The 17,777-nt window shown below is 73.0% G+C and carries 14 protein-coding genes; 7 read left to right on the top strand and 7 right to left on the bottom strand.

Going from position 1 to position 17,777, the window contains the following annotated elements:
- Nucleotides 1–738: 738 nt before the first annotated feature.
- Nucleotides 739–1,266 carry a DUF6244 family protein gene (locus GA0070558_RS14650; RefSeq protein ID WP_091279754.1) on the bottom strand — a complete coding sequence of 176 codons (528 nt, stop codon included), beginning with the start codon at nt 1,264–1,266 and terminating at the stop codon, nt 739–741.
- 897 nt (nt 1,267–2,163) lie between these two features.
- Between GA0070558_RS14650 and GA0070558_RS14645 the strand changes: the two genes are divergently transcribed.
- Nucleotides 2,164–2,544 carry a hypothetical protein gene (locus tag GA0070558_RS14645; RefSeq protein WP_091279750.1) on the top strand — a complete coding sequence of 127 codons (381 nt, stop codon included), beginning with the start codon at nt 2,164–2,166 and terminating at the stop codon, nt 2,542–2,544.
- Between the two features lie 247 nt (nt 2,545–2,791).
- Nucleotides 2,792–4,756, top strand: a complete 1,965-nt coding sequence (locus GA0070558_RS14640; protein WP_141722213.1) for a tetratricopeptide repeat protein — start codon at nt 2,792–2,794, stop codon at nt 4,754–4,756.
- Nucleotides 4,757–5,091: 335 nt separating this feature from the next.
- On the opposite strand, the gene GA0070558_RS14635 is transcribed toward GA0070558_RS14640, so the two are convergent.
- Entirely contained in the window at nt 5,092–6,228 is a 1,137-nt protein-coding gene (locus tag GA0070558_RS14635; RefSeq protein ID WP_091279742.1) for a hypothetical protein, read from the bottom strand.
- A gap of 292 nt (nt 6,229–6,520) precedes the next feature.
- Between GA0070558_RS14635 and GA0070558_RS14630 the strand changes: the two genes are divergently transcribed.
- Nucleotides 6,521–9,433 carry an AfsR/SARP family transcriptional regulator gene (locus GA0070558_RS14630; protein ID WP_176734212.1) on the top strand — a complete coding sequence of 971 codons (2,913 nt, stop codon included), beginning with the start codon at nt 6,521–6,523 and terminating at the stop codon, nt 9,431–9,433.
- A 136-nt stretch (nt 9,434–9,569) separates the two neighbouring features.
- On the opposite strand, the gene GA0070558_RS14625 is transcribed toward GA0070558_RS14630, so the two are convergent.
- From GA0070558_RS14625 to GA0070558_RS14615, 3 genes are read right to left on the bottom strand one after another with little or no spacing between them, the layout of a single operon-like run.
- Nucleotides 9,570–10,391, bottom strand: a complete 822-nt coding sequence (locus GA0070558_RS14625) for an ABC transporter ATP-binding protein (protein WP_091279736.1) — start codon at nt 10,389–10,391, stop codon at nt 9,570–9,572.
- 43 nt (nt 10,392–10,434) lie between these two features.
- Complete coding sequence (locus tag GA0070558_RS14620; RefSeq protein ID WP_091279734.1) at nt 10,435–11,457, bottom strand: FecCD family ABC transporter permease; 1,023 nt, start codon at nt 11,455–11,457, stop codon at nt 10,435–10,437.
- On the bottom strand, nt 11,454–12,479 hold the full coding sequence (locus tag GA0070558_RS14615; protein WP_091279730.1) for a FecCD family ABC transporter permease: 1,026 nt from the start codon (nt 12,477–12,479) through the stop codon (nt 11,454–11,456). The genes GA0070558_RS14620 and GA0070558_RS14615 overlap by 4 nt, the downstream gene beginning before the upstream one ends.
- A 102-nt stretch (nt 12,480–12,581) precedes the next feature.
- On the opposite strand from GA0070558_RS14615, the gene GA0070558_RS14610 reads away from it, so the two are divergent.
- A complete protein-coding gene (locus tag GA0070558_RS14610; RefSeq protein ID WP_091279727.1) occupies nt 12,582–13,631 on the top strand; it encodes an ABC transporter substrate-binding protein in 1,050 nt (349 codons plus the stop codon).
- On the top strand, nt 13,628–14,539 hold the full coding sequence (locus GA0070558_RS14605; RefSeq protein ID WP_091279724.1) for a siderophore-interacting protein: 912 nt from the start codon (nt 13,628–13,630) through the stop codon (nt 14,537–14,539). The genes GA0070558_RS14610 and GA0070558_RS14605 overlap by 4 nt, the downstream gene beginning before the upstream one ends.
- Here the strand turns inward: GA0070558_RS14605 and GA0070558_RS14600 are convergent.
- On the bottom strand, nt 14,481–15,518 hold the full coding sequence (locus GA0070558_RS14600) for a LacI family DNA-binding transcriptional regulator (protein ID WP_091279721.1): 1,038 nt from the start codon (nt 15,516–15,518) through the stop codon (nt 14,481–14,483). The genes GA0070558_RS14605 and GA0070558_RS14600 overlap by 59 nt on opposite strands.
- A 74-nt stretch (nt 15,519–15,592) precedes the next feature.
- Between GA0070558_RS14600 and GA0070558_RS14595 the strand changes: the two genes are divergently transcribed.
- Both GA0070558_RS14595 and GA0070558_RS14590 read left to right on the top strand, forming a co-directional pair.
- Nucleotides 15,593–16,624, top strand: coding sequence for a P1 family peptidase (locus tag GA0070558_RS14595; protein ID WP_091279823.1), 1,032 nt, complete (start codon nt 15,593–15,595; stop codon nt 16,622–16,624).
- A 27-nt stretch (nt 16,625–16,651) separates the two neighbouring features.
- Nucleotides 16,652–16,957: a hypothetical protein gene (locus GA0070558_RS14590; protein ID WP_077935575.1), complete on the top strand. Its 306-nt coding sequence runs from the start codon at nt 16,652–16,654 to the stop codon at nt 16,955–16,957.
- A gap of 12 nt (nt 16,958–16,969) precedes the next feature.
- Here the strand turns inward: GA0070558_RS14590 and GA0070558_RS14585 are convergent, their stop codons facing one another.
- On the bottom strand, nt 16,970–17,716 hold the full coding sequence (locus GA0070558_RS14585) for a ZIP family metal transporter (protein WP_043961283.1): 747 nt from the start codon (nt 17,714–17,716) through the stop codon (nt 16,970–16,972).
- Nucleotides 17,717–17,777: the final 61 nt, after the last annotated feature.

Genomic DNA, 17,777 nt, shown 5'->3' with positions numbered 1-17,777 from the left:
CGCGGGGCGGGGCTCGCCACCGTCTGGATCAGCAGAGGGCACACGTGGCCGGCGGAGCTGAGCCCGCCCGACCAGGTCTGTGGCGCCGTGGAGGGGGTCGAAGAGGTGCTGTTCGGTGCCGATCCGGCGGGCGTGGAGCGGGGCTGACTGCGGTCCCGGGGCGGTGAGGGGCATGGGTATCAGCCGTCGCCCCTCACGCTCCGGGCGGTAGACGCTGCGGATCTTGCGGTTGTCGGTTGTGGTGTGGCCTGTGCGGGGCGTCGGCCGTGGGGTGACGCCCCCGCTGTGTGTTGTCGGTTATGCGGCTGGTCGGCGTCGGCGGGGTACGAGTTGGGCGGCGGCTTCGGCTTTGGCGCGTTCGACGTCGAGTACGGTGGGGTCTGTCAAGTTAACGGCTCTGGCTCACTTTCGGTGGTGACATTCTGTAGCGGCATCGCAGGCGCATGCGGGAGCCCCTGACGTCGGAACCTCAGGGCTGGCCGGCTTCGTGTGAAGGCTGCAAGCCATGGATTCGCTACGCCTTTTGCCCCAATGATGCAGACTTATGCAGGGCTGCCGTCTAGCCGACTGGTCCGCTACTCTCTGCTACCACCGAATATGAGCCAGAGCCGTTATTTGTACAGTCCCCCTCCGGTTCGCCCGTCTGCCCGGCGCGCCCCACCGTCGGGTACGGCGACTCGGTCGGCGTGCTGGTTGGGGACGGGGTCGGGCCGGTCGGTGTGGGACCGCCGGACCCGGTCAGTTTCCCGAGGAGCCGAGCTGTCGCGCCTCGGCGATCGCCGCCTCGACATGCTGCCGGGCGGTGCCGGTGCGCGCGACCACCAGGACCAGAACCTGCCTGATGCCGTCGAGGGACTGGAGCAGCGGACCGGGCTGCCCACCCTGAAGGATCATCGCAACGAGCTGCTGTGCCTCACCGACCTGGGCGATGACGCCGGCCGTGACGTCGCGCGCGCTGCCCACCGCGGCCTGAACAGGGCCCAACCCGGCGATCGTCTCCTGCGAGGTGGCCTCGCGCGGCACCGCCGCAGTCGCCTTCGCCGCCTCCCCGATCGAAGCGGAAACACTGCCCAGGCCGCCCTGAACCGCCGCGATGGCGCTGCCGACCCGCGTCAGCCCCGCCGCCACCGCGACGAAACCGGCACCCGCAGCCCGCAGCGCCACCTCCTGCGCCTGATCACGGGCAGCAGCCACCAGACCCTGCGCACGCTCGACACCCGCCGAGAGCGCACGCAACTCACCGGTGATCCTCTCGATGTGCGACACGAAGCCGACTCCCCGATCAAAGACAGAAACCGCATTCGACCCGAAACTACCGGGACGTCACCGCGACCACCAGCCGCCACCGGTGGACCGGCGGGACGCTCCCTGTCCTCGACACGAATGACTCACCGCGCTGGAGCTCGATCTCGCCGTGTCGGGCGTCGCGTTGATCGTGCCGTAGCGGGGTTGTGGGCGGCAGCAGGGGGACGGCTTTTTGGTCGGAACCGGGCGTCGTCTCACCGTGCTGGCGACAGGACGGGTCGGGTGGCTTCCGGCGGGGCCCGGCTGTCCACGCCTGCCAGGGAGCCGCCAGCGTCCGGAGCGTCCCGAGTCGGATGTCTCTGGCGAGTCGTCGCATCGAGGGCGCTGGAAGGGAGTGTGCGCTGCCGGCCACGGCCGGCAGCGCACACGTAACGCGACCGCAGTAACTGCGTTGAATAGGCGGCAGCTTTTCAGGCCGTCCGAAGATTCACTAATAGATCAAGTAGGGCAAGCCGATGGAGGCGAACCACTTGTACCAGGATGATGAACACATTGAGGCTGTTCCAATCTAAAGGACTTCAGTCTGAGTTCGCTCAACTACTCTGAGTGAAGTGCCGATGATTCGATGACGAGTTTGCAACGGTGGCCGTGAAGCCGGTATTGAAACCACGGCGAGACTAGCTCCCTAGGAGTGACAATCGATCTTCGGGGTGCCTGGTCGCATTATGCCCGAAATGGCGTATTTCATTTAACCTAGGGCATATGCCGCATTAATTAGTTCTTGAGCGTTATGAAAGCTGGATGCAATGCGGTTGTCTTCGGCGCTTGTCGAAGGCTCGGGCTGTTGACTGAATGCGTTAGGCTGATCGAAACCTGAAACGCCTAACGTCTATGTGAATCCTGATTCGGGGGGCGCGTGTGGAGGATCAGGTAGTCCTTGCTGTCGCCACGGCGTTGTCGACCAAGGGGGCGGAGGTCCTCGCGGCCGGCGCCCGAAGTGCGATCAGCTCGCTGTTCCAACTGGTCCGCGCCCGGTTCGGGGCGGAAACGCAGGAGTCGGCTGTCCTTGATGCCGCGATCGAGCATCCGCAGGAGCGTTGGCGACAGGCCGCGCTCGCCTCGGCTCTGGCTGACGTGATGGCCCGGGATCCCGACTTCGCCGCTGCCCTCGACGAAGAGTGGCGCAGGCTGTCGCGGGCGGGCGTCGTCGCTGTTCAGGGCCAGGTGGTGAACCACTTCAGCGGGACGGCCGGGAAGGTCGTCCAAGCGCGTGACGTGCAGGGGGACATCATTTTCTAGGCATGCCCTCAATGGGTCTTCGGCGAGTCGTATGGGGGCGCGGCGATTGGGAACGGAATTCCGCGGGGCCGGGGAAGCGGTAACGTCCGCCACGTCCAACGAGCAGTCGGGTCACGTGTCCGGATCCAGCATCCAAGCCGGCGTGATCCACGGGGGTGTGCATTTCAACGGCGTTCCCGCCGATCGTTTTCCGGTTCCCCGGCAACTGCCTGCCCCGTCGCGGAATTTCACCGCCCGACTGAGTGAGTTGTCAGCACTGGACAGCCTGCTCGCTGAGGGCGCAAACAGCATCGCCGTGCTGTGCGGGCCCGGCGGCGTGGGTAAGTCGGCGCTGGCGAGACAGTGGGCCCACGGCAATCGGGACCGGTTCGTGGATGGTCAGCTCCATGCCGACCTGCGGGGGTTCAGCGGCGACCGGCCGCTGGATCCGGGGGTGGCGCTGGGCGCCTTCCTCCGGGCCCTCGGGGTGGCGCCGGACCGCATCCCCGTGGACCTGGCCGAGCAGGTCGCCCTCTACCGTTCGGTGACCGCGGACAGGTCGCTGCTGGTGCTGCTCGACGACGCGTTCTCGGCGGGCCAGGTCAGGCACCTGCTGCCGGCCTCGACGTCCGCGGTGGTGGTGGTGACCAGCCGGCGTCGGTTGACCGGGTTGCTGCCCGACGGGGCCTGCATGCTCGACGTGGGTCCGTTGCCGGCCGAGCAGGCGGTGGAGTTGCTGGGGCGGGCGGTGGGCCCGGAGCGGATCCTGCGGGAGTCCGGGCCGGCCGGGGAGTTGGCGGGGCTCTGCGGCGGGCTGCCCATCGCGCTCGTCGTGGCGGCCGGCCTGCTTGCCTTCCGTCCCAAGCTGACGGTGCGACGGATTGTCGCCGAGCTGGCCGACGAGGCGCAGCGGCTGGCCCGGCTCTCGACGGTGGACGGTTCGCCGATCAGGGCGATGTTCCAGTGCTCGTACCAGGCGCTGACGCCGGAGGCGTCGGTGTTGTACCGCAGGCTGGCCCTGCACCCGGGGACGGAGTTCGGGGTGGACCTGGTCGCGGCGGTGGCCGACGCGGGGCCCGGCGACGCGGCCCGGGTGGCGGCGCTGGTGGGTGAGCTGCTGGACGCGAGCCTGCTGGACGAGGTGTCCGAGGACCGCTTCCGGCTCCACGACCTCCTTCGGCTCTGCGCCCGCGAGGTGGCGGAGCAGCACGACCCGGAGGCCGACCGGCAGGCGGTGGTACGCACGATGCTGGAGTTCTACCTCGCCGCCGCGCGCCGGGCGGACCTGGTGGTGACCCCCTACCGGCGGCGGCTGCCGTACACCTTCCTGCGGCCCCTGGAGGGGCCGCCCGAGTTCGCCGACCGCGCCGCCGCCCTCGCCTGGCTGGATCGGGAGCGGGGCAACCTGATGGAGGCGGGCCGGGTCGCCTTCGGCCTGGGGCACCACGAGCTGGCCTGGCAGCTCAGCGACGTGATGTGGCCCCTGCTGCTCTACGTGAAGAACTACCGGGACCGGCTGGAAATCGATGATCTTGGCGTGCGGGCGGCCCGAGCCTGGGGGAACGTGTGGGCCGAGGCGGACATGCTCAAGCGGCTGGCGCGGGCCCGCAGCCGGGTCGGCGCGTACGACGAGGCCGAGCAGCACGGGCGGGCGGCGGTCGACCGGTACCGCCAGGCGGGTGACGCCCAGGGGGTCGTCGACGCCGAGGAGGGCCTGGCCACCCTCTACGCCGACACCGGCCAGGAAGAACAGGCGGCGGAGGCGTACGCCCGGGTGCTCGCCGGGCGGCGGGCGCTGCCGGACGCGCGGAGCGTGGGCCTGTCCTGCCTCAACCTGGGCATGCTGCTCACCCGGACCGGTCGACCCGCCGACGCGCTACCGCTGTTGACGGAGGCCGGGGAGATCTTCGCCGGGCTGTCCGACGTCGACCCGTACAACGCCGTGCGGGTGCTGTCCGGGCTGGCCGACGCCCACCTCGGCCTCGGTGACCTGGCCGCCGCAGAGCGCTGCGCCGCCGAGGCGATGCGCCGGATGACCGACCTCGGGTCGGACAACGAGCGGGCAGAGGCGGTGGTGCTGCTCGGCCGCATCGCGCGGCGGCGCGGCGACGACGAGGCCGCACGGCAGCACTACCGGGAGGCCGCCGACGTCTTCGACCGGCTCGCCTCTCCCCGGTTGCCCGCGGTGCTCCGCCTGCTCGACGAGGCGGGCGGCGGCGCGGGCGAGGCGTAGCGCGTCCGGTGCGGTCCGTCGGTGGTGGAGGGTTCCGGCGGCCCAGCGGGTGTGCAGCAGCCGGGCCGCCGTGGCGAGCAGCCCGACGGTCAGCCGGCCGGGCGGGGCAACCTGGCCGAGATCCAGCGGCGGGCCGTTGCGTACGCCGACGGTGACGTCGTCCGCCGGGGTGCCGACGACGGCGAGGGCGATCCCGGGGTATGCCGTGAGCAGGCTCGCGCCGACCCGGGTCGGATCGCCGCCGGTGATGGTCACCACGACGTCGGCGAGCCGTGCCGCGCGGGGCAGTGGGCCACCCGGCGGCAGCGCGACGACGACGGGCTCGGCTGCGGCGCTCATGCCCGGCCGCCCAGCGGCACCGGCATCGGCACCGGGGCGGTCTGCCGGTGCCGGCCCGGCTCGGCAAGCTCGAGCAGCCGGTACATGGTGCGCCGCAACAGCACGCCGGCCTCCCCCGGCCGGGCGGTCAGCGCGGCCATCACCGCCTGCGGGTCGACCGTCGCGGCCGGGACGAGCTGGGGTGGCAGCGGCCGGTGCGGGTCCAGGTGGGTCGCGTTGGTGGCGAGCAGGTGCTGGGCCGTGCCGGCGGCGCTCATCGACCGGGGACCGGGCAGCAGCAGGGTCGGGCGTCCGATGGCGGCGGCGTAGGCGGTGACGGAGCCGTGATCGCCGATGACGTGGTCGGCGGCGACCACGGGGCCGCGCCAGTCGACGGTCGGATCGGGCAGCAGCAGCCCGCCGTCGCGGCAGTCCCGGAGCCAGGCGCGGATCTGGCGGTGCCCGTGCGCGTCCCACACGGCCGGGTGCAGGAGCGCTGCGATCCGGTACCGCTGCGGCGGGAGCTGCGTCATCAACTGCGGAAGAAGGTCCGGCCAGCGACCGAAGACACCGTCCCTGCCCCAGGTGGAGGAGACCACGACGAGTTGTTGCTGCTCGTCGAGACCCATCTCCCGCCGGTAGTCCGAGCGTCGGGGGAGGCTGGCGACGAGCCGGTCGACGCAGGGGTCGCCGACGACCACCGCGGCCTCGACCGCCTCGGGGCACTGCCGGCGCAGCACCTCCAGTTCGCCGTCGTGGGAGAGGGCGAGGGCCGTCGGGAGCACCCGCCCGCCATGGGTCAGCCGCTGCGCGTCGAGGCCGTACACGGGCGGCTCCGCGAGCACCGGTCCGCCGAACGGCGCGGGGCGCACCCGTTTGCTGTGCCCCGCCCCGTGGGCCATCAGCAGCAGGGGCGCGTGCAACTGGTGCAGCCCGCCGTAGGCGGCGGCGAGGCCGAGGTCGAACCGCTCCCGGACGGCCTGGTGCCAGGGCACCACGAGCGCGCCGAGCCGGTCGAGGAACCGCCGCACGTACGGGTTGAAGACGTCCGGTGCCACCGTGAAGACCAGTTGCACCCGGGGGTCGCTCTCGACGAGCTCGATCACGTCCAGCAGCCGCTGGCAGCTCGTGATGGTGTGGGCGACGACGAGCACCGTGCGACAGCCTGATCGACTCACCCAGCGATCCGCGTCGATTCCGATCGGGCTGGTTGACCATTCCAATGACGTCATTTGCTTCCCCTCCGGTCCGCTGTCTGGACGGGAATCAGCGTCGAGTGGCCGGTTGCGGATCACCTTGTCGGTCGACTTGCAGTGGGCTTGCAGGAGGCTGGGAAGGGCAATGTCTGATTTTGGACTCTGTGGAGAAAGGTCTGTGGCTTTCGGCCGGCCGGATCAAGAATTGATAGGTGAACGTCGATCAAGATCTAGTGGGGGGCGAGAGCTGATGGAGTTCACGATTCTGGGTCCCACTGAACTCACCGTCGACGGTCGGGCGATCCCGCTGGGGGCGGCAAAGCAGCGCGGCCTGCTCGCCGTCCTTCTCTATCACGCCGGTGATCCCGTGCGGGTCGAGACCATCGTGGAGTTCCTCTGGCAGGATTCCGCCGTCCACGCCCGCCGTCCGCTGCTCTACACGCTGGCCAGCAGGTTGCGGTCGACCCTGCGGCTGGTCGGCCTCCAGGATGCCCTGGTGCGGGTGCCCGGCACCGGCGCGTACCGCCTGGCGGTGGATCCGGAGCTGGTCGATTACCACCGGTTCCTGCGATTGACCGCCGAGGCGCGGCAGGCAATTGATCGGCATCAGCATGATCGGGGAATTGCTCTGCTCACCAGGGCAATCGAGATGTGGCGGGACGACCCGCTCGCCGACCTGCGCGGCGCGCGTTGCGAACACCTGCGGCGGGATATGCGGGAGAAGCAATTCAGGGCGGAGAAACTTCTGGCGGAGAGTGAGTTGGCCACCGGCCGGCACGAACGGGCGTTGACCCGGCTCGAACCATTGCTGATCGAGAACCCGCTCGACGAGGGGCTGGCCCGATTGTGGGCCGCCGCACTGCAGGCGGCCGGTCGTACCCAAGATGCGCGGGACTTCGTCGCCGTCTACCGGCGACGCTATCGCCGGGCGATGCGAACCGACCCGGTGCTGTACATGGCGGCCCTCGAAACCGCCGCGCCGGCGCGGAGCCAACCCGCCGCCGCGGACGCAACCGCGCCGATGCCCCGGCAACTGCCGAACGACGTACCCGACTACACCGGGCACGCGGCACTGCTCGACGAACTGGACGCTCTCGCCACCGGCGACGGCATTGCGAAGGCGGTCGTGCTGACCGGGATGCCCGGAGTCGGCAAGACGACCCTGGCCGGGCACTGGGGGCACCGCCGGCGGGGCTGGTTCCCGGACGGGCAGCTCTACCTGAACGCGGAGGCGCACGGACCGGCCCCGCCGGTACGTCCGCAGGAGGCGCTGCACCGCTTCCTCGTCGCCCTCGGCGTCCCGGCCGAGCGGGTGCCCGCCGAGGCCGAACGACGCCTCGATCTGTACCACCGCCTGATGAGCGGGCGGCGGATGCTCGTCGTGCTCGACAACGTCGTCGACTCCGACCACGCGCGGCAGCTCCTGCCCCGCTCCGACACCGGTTTCACGGTCGTGATCAGTCGCAACCGGCTTCCCGGGCTGAGCGTCCGGCACGGCATCCGCAGCCTCACCGTCGCACCGCTGTCGCACCTCGAACGACAGCGCATGCTCGGCCGGATCGTCGGAGCAAGACGCACCGGCGTGGAGCCCGCGGCGCTGGAGACGCTGGCCCGACTGTCGGGCGGACTGCCGCTCGCGCTGCGGGTCATCGGCGAGCACGTGGGTTCCCGGCCCGATGCGCGGCTCGGCGACCTGGCCGACGAACTGGCCGGTCGGCTGCTCGACGTCGAGGGCGACGACACCGACGAGATGACCCTGCGGACCGTCTTCGCCTGGTCGGTCAACGCACTCGACCCGATGCCCGCGCGGCTCTTCCTCGCGCTCGGCCTCTTCCCGGGCAGCACCATCGGGGCCGAGGCCGCCGCGGCGATGCTGGCGGTGGACGTCGCCGGAGTCGAGCGGGCCCTCGACCGGCTCGCCCGCGCCCACCTCGTCGACCACGACACCGTCCGCCGGTACCGGATGCACGACCTGTTGCGCCAGTACGCCGCCGACCGGGCCGGGGAGGACGTGCCACCCGAGCAGCGCCGCCTGGCGCTCCGTCGGCTGTTGGACTGGTACCTGCACACGGCCGTCACCGCCGTCGGCCTGCTGGCACCGGACCGGCCGGCCGTTCCCGACCTGCCCGAGCCCGGCGAGGTGACGCCGATGACGTTCGGCTCGGACTGTGCCGCCCTGCGCTGGTGCGAGGCGGAACGGCCCAATCTGCTCGCCATGGTCCGTCGCGCGGCGGCCGAGGGCTTCCACCGGCACGCCTGGCAGATCGTCGACACCGTCCACGAGGTCTTCGACCGGTCCGGCGACCAGGAGGACACGCGGGAGATGTTGCGGATCGCCCTCGACACCGCGACTGCCGACGGTCATGACGTGGGCCGGGCCGGCACCCTCGTCAACCTCGGCGCCAGCTACTTCACCACCCACGACTACCACCGCGCTGGCCGCCTCCTCACCGAGGCACTGCGCCTCGCCCGGGAGAACGGCTGCGCCGACCTGCAGCGGGCCTGTCGGCACAACCTCGCCTCCGTACAACTGCGCACTGGGGCGATCCGCACCGCCATCGACACGTTCCACGAGGTGCTGACCGACTGCCGCGCGGTCGGGGAAGCCACCGGGGAGGCGTACGCCCTCCATAACCTCGGCGATGCGCACCACCGGCTCGGGCACCGCGACGAGGCGCGCGCGTTCTATCGACAGGCTCTTGTCGTCTGGGACCGGGTCGGCTCGCTGCGTGGACGAAGCCTCACCCACGTCCGGCTCGCCGAACTCAGCCTCGATGAGGGCCAGCCCGAGGTCGCCCTTGCCCAGGGCCGGGTCGCCCTCGGCCTGCACGACCGGGTCACCGACGACACCATCCGGTGCGACGCCCTCACCATCTCGGCGGAGGCGCAGTTGCGCCTCGGCCGGCACCGCGACGCGCTGGCCGACGCCGCCCTGGCCAGGGCCGTCGGAGACGAACTGGCCGACCCGCTGCGGCAGGCGCGCGCCCTGGTCGTGTCGGCGGAGGCCCTCAGCGCGGCCGGCGACCACGACGGCGCCCTCGTCCGGGGCCGGGAGGCCCTCGGCCTCCTCGACGACACGGACCACCCGCAGCGGCAGGCCGTCCGGGACCGGCTCGCCATGTACCACGACCACCCGGGACGGAGGGAGGAGCGGTCGGCGTGAGCCTCCCGGGCGGCGGCCCGGATGCCGTCGGCCGGCGCGTCGAACGGGCATGTCGACCGGATGCCGTCCGCCGGTCCGGCGACGTCGGGGCCGGGGAGCTACGTCGGCGACGGCCGGTGCCGTGCCGGTCGCCTGGTCACCCGCCCGCCGGCGCGGGACCGGTCGGGCGGGGACGGGAGGGCTCGGGGAACACCGCGGGCGTGCCGGTCACCGGATCGGGCATGATCCGGCAGCGCAGCCCGAACACGTCGGCGACGAGGTCCGGGGTGAGCACCGTCGACGGGTGACCGGTCTCGGCGACGTGGCCGTCGCGCAGCACCACCAGGTCGGTGGCGTAGCGGGCCGCCTGGTTGAGGTCGTGCAGGACGGCGACCACGGTCCGGCCGCCGGCGTGCAGGTCGGCGAGCAGGTCGAGGACCTCGTACTGGTGGGCGATGTCGAGGTAGGTGGTCGGTTCGTCGAGCAGCAGGATCGGGGTGTCCTGCGCCAGCAGCATGGCCAGCCAGGCGCGTTGCCGCTGACCACCGGAGAGTTCCGCGAGCACCCGGTCGCCGAACCCGGTGGTCCCGGTGACGTCCAGGGCCGAGCTGACCGCCTGTTCGTCCTGCGCCGTCCACCGGCTCAGCGGCGATCGGTGTGGGTGTCGTCCGCGCAGCACCAGGTCGGTGACGGTCATCCCGGCCGGTGCCTCGATGCCCTGGGGGAGCAGCCCGACGGTGCGGGCGTACTGCCGCCGGCTGTAGCCGCGGACGTCGCGGCCGAGGACGGCGACCCGGCCCTCGGTCGGCCGCAACACGCGGGCGACGGTGCGCAACAGGGTGGACTTGCCGCACCCGTTCGGTCCGATGAAGACGGTGAAGCTTCCCTCGGCGACCCGCAGGGAGACGTCGCGGCAGACGGTTCGGCGGTCGTAGCCGACGGTGACCGAGTCCAGCTCGATCGCGGGCGGGGCGGTCATGGTTGCCTCCGGGGCGGCGGGTGCGGTGCGGGACGGGGGCGGCTCACCTGGGCCTCCCCCGCCAGGTCCAGGCCAGGACGAGAGCGAGGTAGCCGCCGCCGAGGACGCCGGTGACCGCGCCGACGGGCAGTTGTTGCCCGGGGACGAGTCGTTGGGCCAGCTGGTCGGCGGCGAGCAGCAGGGCGGCGCCGAGCGCCGCGCTCGTGGTCACCAGGGGGGCGGCGACCCGGGTGAGCCGGCGGGCCAGGTGGGGGGCGGCCAGCGCGACGAAGCCGACCGGTCCGGCGCCGGCGACACCGACGGCGGTGAGCGCGACCGCCAGGGCCGTCGCGGTGAGGCGTTGCCGGCGGACGGGTACGCCGAGGCTCAGTGCCTTGTCCCCGCCGTTCTCGATGAGCCGCAGCCCCCGGGCCGCCAGCACGGAGAGCGGCAGCAGCGCGGCGAGCGCGCCGAGCAGCAGCGGCAGGTGGTGGCCGCTGCCGTTGAGGCTGCCGACGAGCCAGACGGCGGCGTTCTGCGCGTCGGTCACCTCGGCGCGGGTCAGCAGGTACGCGTTGACGGAGGTGAGCAGGGCGGACAGGCCGATTCCGACGAGGATGAGGCGCTGCCCGGTCCCGCCGAGCAGCAGCGCCGCCGCGGCGACGGTGGCACCGCCGAGCACCGCGCCCACCGCCGGGGTGAGCCGGGTGTCGTGCAGGACCAGCAGGACGACGAGCGCGCCGGTGGCCGCGCCGACGGTGAAGCCGACGATGTCGGGGCTGCCGAGGGGGTTTCGGCTGGCGCTCTGGAAGAGGGCGCCGGCCGCGCCGAGGGCCGCCCCGACGGCGAGCGCGGTGCCGATCCGGGGCAGCCGCAGCTCGAACAGGACGAACCGCAGGCCGGGGTCGCCGCCCCCGGTCAGCGCCGGCCACAGGTCGTGCAGCGGGGTGGCGTACCGGCCGCTGGCCAGGGCGGCGACGGCCAGGCCGGCGCTGAGCGCGAGCACGACGACGCAGGCGAGGGTGGCGCGGCGGGTCTGCCGACGGAGCGTGCGTCGGCCCGGACCGCTGGTGGGGGCGGTGGTCATGGTCGGGGGATCCTCCGGGCGCGGACCAGGGCGATGAACACGGGGGCGCCGATGGCGCCCATGACGATCGCGACCTCGATCTCTCCGGGGCGGGCCAGGAGCCGGCCGAGCACGTCGGCGGTGATCAGCAGGATCGGGCCGAGCAGACCGCTGTAGGCGACGACCCACCCGAGCCGGGGGCCGCAGATCGCGCGGGCGGCATGAGGGACGGCGAGTCCGAGGAAGCCGATGGGGCCGGCCACGGCGGTCGCGCCGCCGCAGAGCAGGGTGGTGGCGACCAACGCGAGCAGCCGGGTGCGGCCGGGGTTGACGCCGAGGGCGGTGCCGCCGTCGTCGCCGAAGCGCAGCACGTCCAGCGGCCGGATCACGGCCACGGTGACGACCAGGCCGGCGAGCAGCGCGGGTGCGGCCGTGAGCAGGGCTGACAGCGGCTGGTCGGCGAGGCTGCCGACGGCCCAGAAGCGGTACCGGTCGAACGCGGTCTGGTCCAGCAGGGTGACTCCGGCGACGGCGCCGGTCAGGCAGGCGCCGACGGCCGCGCCGGCCAGGACCAGCCGGCCGTCCTCGGCCGTACCCGGGCCCCGGGTGCCGCCGATGACGGTGACCAGGCCGGCGGCGACGCCCGCGCCGAGCAGGGCGAGCAGGAGGTGACCGCGCTGGCCGGCCACCCCGACGAGGATGCCGGCCACCACGGCGGCGGCGGCACCGGCGTTGACGCCCAGCAGCCCGGGGTCGGCGAGGGGGTTGCGGGTCAGCGCCTGCATGAGGACGCCGGCCAGCGCCAGGGCCGCTCCGACGCAGATCGCGATCGCCGTACGGGGTAGCCGGACCTCCCAGACGATCAGGCTCGCCTCGCTGTCGCCGCGGGCGACGAGTTCCCGCAGCACGGTGCCGGGCGTCAGGGGCAGGGCGCCGACGACGAGGCTGGCCGCGATCGATGCCAGCAGGGCGAGGGCGCAGGCGAGCAGCCCGGCGGCGAGCAGGCGCGGGCGGCGTAAGCCGGTGGGGGTGGCGACCGACACTGTGACTCACTTCATGGTGGAACGTTCCATCGCTGGCTAAGGTAAACCTACCCTAAGCCCCATGGGAATCTCGTTTCGCCGCCCCTCAGAGGATCGAATGCCATGTCACACACCCGCCCACGCCGGCTGAGCACACTCCTGACCGCCGCCGCACTGATCCTCGTCACGCTCGTGGCCGGCGGTTGCGCCGCAGGTGAGGCGGGCCCGGCCGACACGACGTCCGGATCGTCCAGCGCCGCGTTCCCCACCACGCTCACCCACGCCTTCGGCACGACCACCATCGCCGCCAAGCCCGAGCGGATCGTGGTGGTCGGCCTCAAGGAACAGGACTACTTCCTCGCCCTCGGCGAGGTGCCCGTCGCGATCCGCGACTGGTACGGCAACATGCCCAACGCGACCTGGCCGTGGGCCCGGGAGCGGCTCGGCGAGGCCAGGCCGGAGGTGCTGGCCCGCGCCGAACTCGACTACGAACAGATCGCCGCGCTGCGCCCCGACGTCATCGTCGGGCTCTCCTCCGGCATGTCCCGCGAGGAGTACGACCTGCTCGCGAAGATCGCCCCCACCGTCGCCCAGCCGGCGGGGGACGGCAGCTGGGCGGTGACGTGGCAGCAGATGACCAGGGCCGCCGGGCAGATCACCGGCCGCAGCGCCGAGGCCGAGACGCTCGTCGCCGACCTGGAGAAGCGGATCGCCTCCGTCGCCGGGGCGCAGCCCCGCCTCAAGGGCGCCCGCACCGTGTTCGCCTCCACGTACGAAGGCCAGTACTACCTGTTCAGCCCCGAGACCACCGCCTCGAAGGTCCTGCTCGACCTCGGCCTGACCATGTCACCCGAGGTCACCACGCTCACCGACAACGCCAACCAGTCCGCCACCATCAGCCGCGAACGGTTCGACCTGACGGACGTGGACGTCGCCGTCTGGTCCGAGGCGGCCACCGACCCCGGCGTGGCCACCCTGCTCGGCGACCCGCTCTACACCCGGCTCGACGTGCACACCCAACGCCGCGAGGTCTTCCTCGGCACCGAGGCCAACGGCGCGCTGGCGTTCTCCTCCGTGCTGAGCCTGCCGTACGTGCTCGACAGGATCGTCCCCGCGCTCGCCGCCGCCGCCGACGGCGACCCCGCCACCGACTCGGAGTACAGCGCGAAATGACCGACACGCTCACCCGGCCCGGCTTCTGGACCGCCACCGTGCACGAGACCCGGCGACTGACCCCGCACCTGCAGCGGGTCGTCCTCGGCGGCCCCGACCTGGCCCGCTTCCCCGCCCTGGGCGTGCCGGACGAGTCGGTGACGCTCTACTTCCCCCGCCCCGGCGAGCCGACCCCGCCGCCGATGACCCTGCGCGGCGAGGTGTGGGGCTATCACGACGAGCCGCACCCGCCCACCGGCCGCAACTACTCCATCCGGGCCGTCGACCCGGTCGCGGCGCGGCTGACCGTCGACTTCGCCCTGCACGACCACGGCCCCGCCACGTCCTGGGCGCGGCGGGCCGAAGCCGGCGCCGGTCTCCTGCTGTGGCGCTGCCGCGCCTGGTTCCGCCCACCGGCGGACACCCGGTGGCTCGTGCTCGCCGCCGACCTGGCCGGGCTGCCGGCAGCCACCCGCATCGTCGCGGAACGGACGCCCGGCGTCCCGGTGCGGGTGCTGGTGGACCTGCCGGACACGGCCGACGCCCGGGACCTGTTCACCGTCGCCGCTGACGATCCCACGGTGCACATCGACGTACGGGTCGGGGTGGGCAACGGCCACGGCCCGGGTAGCCTCGTCGACCGGCTGCGGGAGACGAACCTGCCCGACGGCCCCGGCTACGCCTGGGTCGCGGGGGAGGCCGGCGAATGCCGCCAGGCCCGGTCCGTGCTGCGTACCGTGCACCGCCTGCCCCGCGACCGCGCCGTCTGCGTGGGCTACTGGCGCACCGACGCGGCTGACTGGGAACACCGCTACGCCCGCTTCCGTCCCCTCCTCGACCAGGTCTACCAGGACGCCCTCGCGGCCGGGCTCAACCCGGTGGAGGCCGGTGACCGGATGGAGGAGGCACTGGAACGGATGACCCGGTGACCGGCTCCGACCCCCGGGTGGAGTCCCGCCACCACAGGTGGACCGGGTGCTCGTAGACCCCACCCGGGCCGCCACCGATCAGTTCGTCGAGCAGGTCGGCGCAGCGGCGTCCGGCGTCCAACGGCGACAGGTCGAGCGCGGTGATCGGCGGTTGTCCCAGCCGCAGGGCGCTCGACTCGGTGGCGCTCGCCAGCAGGACGTCCCGCCCGACCTGGCGGCCGAGCCGGTGCAGCACCTGCACGGCCAGCGGAGCGGTGTCCACCGAGGCGCACACCAGGGCGTCCACCCCCGGCTGGGCGAGCACCTGTGCGACCGCCCGGGACACCTCCGCCGGCGAGGGCACCCACGGATGCTGCGCCACCACGGTGGCGACGCCGTGTCGGGCGCACCAGTCGCGGTATCCCGCCGCGAGCTGGGCCGCCCAGTCGCCGGTCTCCGGCGGCACCACCAGGGCGGGACGCCGGGCACCGGCGGCGGCCATCCGGTCCAGCAGCCCGGTGAGCGCCCGGCGGTGGTCCGCCCAGAGCACCACCTCCGGGCGCATGCCGTCCGGGGGCCGTTCGAAGCACACGACCGGCATGCCGCCCTGCATCAGGACCGCCACGAACTCGTCGTCCTGGTGCGGGTCGGCCACGATCACCCCGTCGAGCGCCCGCGGCGACCGATGCTCGGAGGCGGTCAGGATGGTGACGTCCCGGTCGCGGGCGGCGGCGCGCTCCATGATGCCGAAGACGAACCGCATGTAGAACTCCGAAGTGGACGGCACGCCGGGAACGTAGACCCCGATGATGCCGGTGCGGCCACCCCGCAACTGCCGGGCCGCGCGGTTGGGGACGTAACCCAGTTCCGCCATCGCCGCGCGGACCCGCTCCCGGGTCGCCTCGGAGACCCGGCCGGAACGCGACAGCACATTGGAAACCGTGGACTTGCCGACTCCCGCCCGGCGCGCGACGTCGTGCAGCGTGACCGGACGGGGCATCAGCCCAGTCTAGGGAACCGGGCACCGGCCGGGACACGGCACCACCACACCCCCCACGGAAGACGGTGACCCTCATGTCCGACCACCACCCCGCCCCGCCGCGTACGACGTCGCCGGTCGGCAACGACCACCGGCAGCGACCCGCCGTGCTCGGCGCGGCCGGCGACGGTTGGGTCGAGTTCGACCTGCCCGGCGTCGGGATCGGCACCGCCGAGTATCCCGACGGGCCGACCGGCGTCACCGTGCTCAGCATCCCCGGCGGCGCACGTACGGCCGTGGACAGGCGGGGCGGGGCCGTCGGCGTCAGCGGCGGGTTCCCGTACCACCATGCGTTGTGCTTCGCCGGCGGGTCGAGCTTCGGTCTTGCCGCGGCCTCCGGCGTCTACGACGAACTGCTCCGCCGCGCCGGCTACGCGACCGACTTCGGCAGCCTGCCGGTGGTGTCCGGGGCCGTCGTCTACGACTTCACCCCCCGGGACAACGCCGTCTATCCGGATGCCCAGCTCGGCGCCGACGGGCTGCGCGCGGTACGCACCGACGGGGTGGCCGTGGGCAGGGTCGGCGCGGGGGTCGGCGCGACCGTCGGCAAGGTCGACAACACCCGAGCCGAGTGGGGCGGGCAGGGTGCGGCCTTCACCCGCATCGGCGCGGCCCGGCTGCTGGTGCTGACGGTGGTGAACGCGATGGGTGTGATCGTCGACCGGGACGGCGGCATCGTGCGGGGCAACCTCGACCCGGCGACCGGCCGGCGTCGCCACCCGGCCGAGGACTACGCCGAGCTGCTCGCGGCAGCCACGCCGGACCCCGCGCCGGCCGGCGGCAACACCACCCTGACCGCCGTGGTCACCAACGTCCGGATGACCGACACCGAGCTCGCCCAGTTCGCCACCCAGGTGCACAGCTCCATGCACCGGGCGATCCAGCCCTTCCACACCATCGCCGACGGCGACACCCTGTTCGCCCTGACGACCGACGAGGTGACGGTGCCCTCCCCGTCGCTCCGGCTGGGCACGGTCGCCGCCGAACTGGCCTGGGACGCCGTCCTCGCCAGCGTCGACACCCCGCGGCGGGCCCCCGCCGCAACGGCCGGGGTCGCGGCGGGATAGTTCGCGCCGGGTGGGGAACCTGGGGGCATGCGGATCAGCAGCGCCCCGGCGGTGGCGGCGTCGAGCGAGGAGACCGGCCCCGACGGGGTGCGCCGGCCCGGCGGCGAGGTGCACGCCTGGCTGCCCGGGCAGAACCAGACCCTGTGCGGGCTGCCCCTGAGCCGGACCAGGCTGCGCCGCTTCCCGCACGTCCGCTTCGACTACTCCTCGACCGACGTGCTCACCGAGGCCGACACCGTGGGCCACGTCTGCCCGCGCTGCCTGGCCGCCACCGGCGGCAGCCGGGACCGCCGGCAGCGGCAGAGCTGGGTACGCACCTCCCCCCGCCCCTGACGTCCCGCTGGCTCAGGCGTGGGAGAGCGCGAAGGCGGTCAGGAAGCCGGCGACCGTGATCAGGCCGACCAGCAGGTGGGCGTCCTCGAACGCCTCGGGGACCATGGTGTCGGTGATCATCGCGAGGATCGCGCCGGCCGCCAGGGCGGTGATCGAGGCCAGCACCTCCGGCGGCGCACCGCCCAGCAGCGTGTAGCCGGCGAGCGCCGCGAGGCCGCTGACCAGCGCGATCCCGGCCCACAGGGCGAAGACGTACCGGCTGCTCCGGCCCGCCCGGCGCATCCCGGCCGCGCTGGACAGGCCCTCCGGCACGTTGCTGAGGAAGACCGCGACGACCGTGACCAGGCTGACCGGGCCGCCGGTGAGCAGGCTCGCGCCGATCACCACCGACTCGGGGATCCCGTCGAGCAGCGCGCCCACCGCGATAGCCGATCCGGAACCGGGCGCCTCCTGCTCCGACGGCTGCGCGCCGGAGCGCTTGCGGTGCCGCGCGCCCCGCCGGGCCAGCAGGACGTTCGCCCCCGTGTATGCGAGCGCGCCGCCGGCCGCCCCGACCGCGGTGGGCAACAGCCCGCCCTGCTCGTGCGCCTCGGCGATCAGCTCGAAGGAGACGGCGGAGAGCAGCACCCCGGCCCCGAAGGCCATGATCGACGCGATGACCCGGCGCGGGACGGGCACGAACCAGCCCAGCGCCGCCCCGAGCAGCAGCGCCGACCCGGCCAGCAGCCCCCAACCACCCGCTTGCGACCACTCCGGCACCCGCAGGACGCTACCCGCGCCCCGGGATCGCGAAACAGCACCCGCTCGCCGCGGCCAGGGT

The sequence above is a fragment of the Micromonospora haikouensis genome (genome assembly GCF_900091595.1).
Lineage (GTDB): Bacteria > Actinomycetota > Actinomycetes > Mycobacteriales > Micromonosporaceae > Micromonospora > Micromonospora haikouensis.
This window is presented reverse-complemented; position numbering and strand designations above follow the sequence as displayed.

Coding starts and splice junctions, on each gene's coding strand:
- GA0070558_RS14630 (WP_176734212.1), top strand. CDS start 6,521: ATGGAGTTCACGATTCTGGGTCCCACTGAACTCACCGTCGACGGTCGG.
- GA0070558_RS14625 (WP_091279736.1), bottom strand. CDS start 10,391: ATGACCGCCCCGCCCGCGATCGAGCTGGACTCGGTCACCGTCGGCTAC.
- GA0070558_RS14620 (WP_091279734.1), bottom strand. CDS start 11,457: ATGACCACCGCCCCCACCAGCGGTCCGGGCCGACGCACGCTCCGTCGG.
- GA0070558_RS14610 (WP_091279727.1), top strand. CDS start 12,582: ATGTCACACACCCGCCCACGCCGGCTGAGCACACTCCTGACCGCCGCC.
- GA0070558_RS14605 (WP_091279724.1), top strand. CDS start 13,628: ATGACCGACACGCTCACCCGGCCCGGCTTCTGGACCGCCACCGTGCAC.
- GA0070558_RS14600 (WP_091279721.1), bottom strand. CDS start 15,518: ATGCCCCGTCCGGTCACGCTGCACGACGTCGCGCGCCGGGCGGGAGTC.
- GA0070558_RS14595 (WP_091279823.1), top strand. CDS start 15,593: ATGTCCGACCACCACCCCGCCCCGCCGCGTACGACGTCGCCGGTCGGC.
- GA0070558_RS14590 (WP_077935575.1), top strand. CDS start 16,652: ATGCGGATCAGCAGCGCCCCGGCGGTGGCGGCGTCGAGCGAGGAGACC.